Annotated in this window: 2 protein-coding genes, 2 tRNA genes and 1 pseudogene; 1 reads left to right on the top strand and 4 read right to left on the bottom strand. The window is 36.1% G+C overall.

What is annotated here, in order from left to right; translation table 11 throughout:
- A pseudogene (locus ABIQ28_RS01225) lies at positions 1-217 on the top strand (hypothetical protein); the annotation flags it as partial.
- A 142-nt stretch (positions 218-359) separates the two neighbouring features.
- Here the strand turns inward: ABIQ28_RS01225 and ABIQ28_RS01220 are convergent.
- The 4 genes from ABIQ28_RS01220 to ABIQ28_RS01205 form a co-directional block, all read right to left on the bottom strand.
- Positions 360-989, bottom strand: a complete 630-nt coding sequence (locus tag ABIQ28_RS01220) for a DUF4377 domain-containing protein (RefSeq protein ID WP_348034927.1) — start codon at positions 987-989, stop codon at positions 360-362.
- Between the two features lie 422 nt (positions 990-1411).
- Positions 1412-1489 (bottom strand) — tRNA-Pro (locus ABIQ28_RS01215).
- A 63-nt stretch (positions 1490-1552) separates the two neighbouring features.
- Positions 1553-1636, bottom strand: a tRNA-Ser gene (locus ABIQ28_RS01210).
- A gap of 97 nt (positions 1637-1733) precedes the next feature.
- Positions 1734-3115: HDIG domain-containing metalloprotein (locus ABIQ28_RS01205; RefSeq protein WP_348034926.1), on the bottom strand; the 1382-nt coding region annotated here is incomplete at its 5' end.

Here is a 3115-nt window from a genome sequence, read left to right as displayed (position 1 = left end):
AAATCTTAGTATTGAATTATTGCCAATAATAAAGAAAAACATGCTTCTATTAAATGAAAAGCTCGCTTCCAAAATTGAAGTAAAAAGTGGCATTTCGATTTTAGGATGCTTGGAAAATGTCACTATTGCTCATTTTGAGATAAAACAAAATGATATTTGGGTAATCATTAATATAAATGGTTGGGGTATCATTGACGTAGAAAGCCTGGATTTTTAAAGAACATTAGATTTTATAAACTCCAAATTACGCCTCACCTTAACAACGCAGTTGTTAGTGCTTTCCACCAACAATTTTCACGAGATATTATATAAAAATTGGATTTTCAGAATAAAAGTGATGTTTGAAAATCCAATCATTTTTACGCTTGTTCTTTGGATATAATATCAACCAAAATGTAGGTTACAGAATAAGGTTCTGGCTGAATTACTTTTATGACGGTCAGCTTGTAGGTATAACCTTCTTCGTAATTAAATCCCTCTATTCCTAACAGCGGTTTCATTTTGTTCTCTCCATTTTCCTTGACCAATAAGCCTTTTTGAGGTTTATTTTTTGAAAGTGAAATAAATTCAACCTTAGTTGGGCCAACTTCCATTTCAATCTGGAATTCATTATTTTGAGTAATAACTTTTTTCTTGGAAAGGGTTTTTACAAACTCAAACTCGATTGAAGAGCCATCTTGTGGCGGATTTTTTAAGAATATTTTTCTTGCTTCGATTTTGTATTCATAGCCCTTTTCATATTCCAAATTATCGTAAATAGATTGGCCACTTGTGAGCAGTCTTTTTTCTTGATTATCGCTCTCTGAAAACATTAAAAATTCACCATAGACATTATCAGACATAAAGTAAACATTATAACCGGTTTCTGGATACACAGTCATTTCAACTGTTATTTGTGCATCTCCATCATCGCTTTTTGAACAACTGGAAAGAAATGGGATCGAAATGGCTAAACACAGAAATAAATTTAATTTAATAATTTTCCTCATTTTGTTGGTTTTTAAAGATTAGTTTAATCTTTAGATGCTGAATACTATGAAAGGTTGCGTTACATACAACGAATTGCCATTTCTACAACTGCAAACCTATCAGAAAGTATCGAAAATCTTAAAAAAACGATTATTGTCAAGTAGGTAATTATCCGAATGGAAGGACGTTTGCTATGCCATTGTCCGTGTTTTCCACCAACAATTTTCACTTAACCTAAAAAAACCATAACTTTTGCCTTACATTGATTTGACGGAGCAGGATTAGCTTTGTTGATCCTGAGATGAGGTCGTTGCTCATTAAAAGCCAAAACCGCGAAAAGCGGTTTTCACGGCTTTTTTCATTTGTTTGCTTTTGCTCAACTGCGTTGGCAACGCCACAAATGAAAAAAGCCTACAAAATCTATGATTTTGTAGGCTTTTGCTGGTCGGGGTGGCAGGATTCGAACCTGCGACCTCCGCGTCCCAAACGCGGCGCGATAACCGGGCTACGCTACACCCCGAAATCAACTACAAGAGTTGAATTTCTTTTTAAACTTGCTATCCGGTATATTTAGCAAATCTTGCGGAGAGACAGGGACTCGAACCCTGGCGACAGTTACCCGTCGACAGATTAGCAATCTGCTCCATTACCGCTCTGGCACCTCTCCGTTTAAATAAAGAACTTGTTGTTCTGAATTCGGATGCAAATGTAGTACATCATTTCAAAGATTACAACTAATTTGTAAACTATTTCTTCCCATTTTTTTATTCTGGATACTCTATCCTGAGATGGAAGATGTTAGCTAATTTATTTTTTAAAATTTTCTTGATAGATTCAATCTCTTTAAAGGTAATATTAGCATTTAAAAACTGTCCGTCCTCCATTTGCTTGTTAATAATGTTCTCCACAAAGTGATTGATTTTGGTGGATGATGGATCTTTTAAGCTTTTTGAAGCAGCTTCAACGCTATCACACATCATTAAAATTGCTGTTTCCTTACTGAAAGGTTTTGGGCCGGCATATCTAAAATCGGCAGCATTGGCAGCAATATCAATTTCCTTTTCTTTCATATAGAAATAATATACCATCGTCGTGCCGTGATGCGTCCTGATAAAATCGATGACCCGATCGGGCAAATTATTGCGCTTTCCTATTTCAATGCCATCCAGAACATGGTCGAAAATAATTTGAGTGCTTTCCTGTGCCGACAATTCATCGTGAGGATTAATTCCGGTAGATTGATTTTCGATAAAATAGGTCGGATTTTTCATCTTCCCAATATCATGGTATAACGCTCCTACCCTAACCAACATGGCGTTGGCTCCTATTTCATTGGCACAGGCTTCGGCTAAATTGGCAACGTTTAAGCTGTGATGAAACGTTCCGGGCGCCTTATTCGCCAATTCCTTTAATAGCTTGCCATTGGTATCTGAAAGCTCTAACAAGGATACATCTGAAACCAATCCAAATAACTTTTCATAGATATAAATCAACGGCTGTACAAACAAAGTGGCTAATCCGCAGAGAATAAAAATTCCGAAGGCCTCAAAATTGAGATTGACGATACTGCCTTCATGAATGACGAAAAAAGCGAAATAGGTAATGATATATATGCCCGTAATCTGTCCCACCGAAATAAATAAATTAGCACGTTTATACAATTCAGAAACCGTCAGAATGGTTACAATCCCAGCAATGATCTGTAAAAACATATACTCGTAACTGTTGGGCACAACAAACCCTAATAAAAGCACCGTCAATACATGTGAGAACAATCCTAATCGCGCATCAAAAAAGGCTTTTAATACTAATGGAAGGACACAAAGCGGCACCACATATACGTATTTGGCATTATAACTCACAATAAGTGTGGTTAACAACACCATCAAAAGAATATTGAAAAATATAAAAGTGACCTTGGTATTATCCAAAAACACTTCTATCCTATATTTTCTTAAAAAAAGAAGCAGCATCAATAAGGTTAATGCCACTAAAATTGAGTAGGAAATGACCACCCAAGTGTAATTGGAAGAACTCCAAACCTGAGATTCGTATTCCGATTCCAACGATTTTAAAACGTCATATTTATGACCTTCCACCAGCTCGCCTTTAGCGATAATCAGCGTTTCTCGTTCAACATTGCCAT

Source organism: Gelidibacter sp. (genome assembly GCF_039916245.1).
GTDB lineage: Bacteria > Bacteroidota > Bacteroidia > Flavobacteriales > Flavobacteriaceae > Gelidibacter.
Note: the sequence above shows the minus strand (reverse complement) of the source record. Positions and strands in the feature narration are given on the sequence as shown.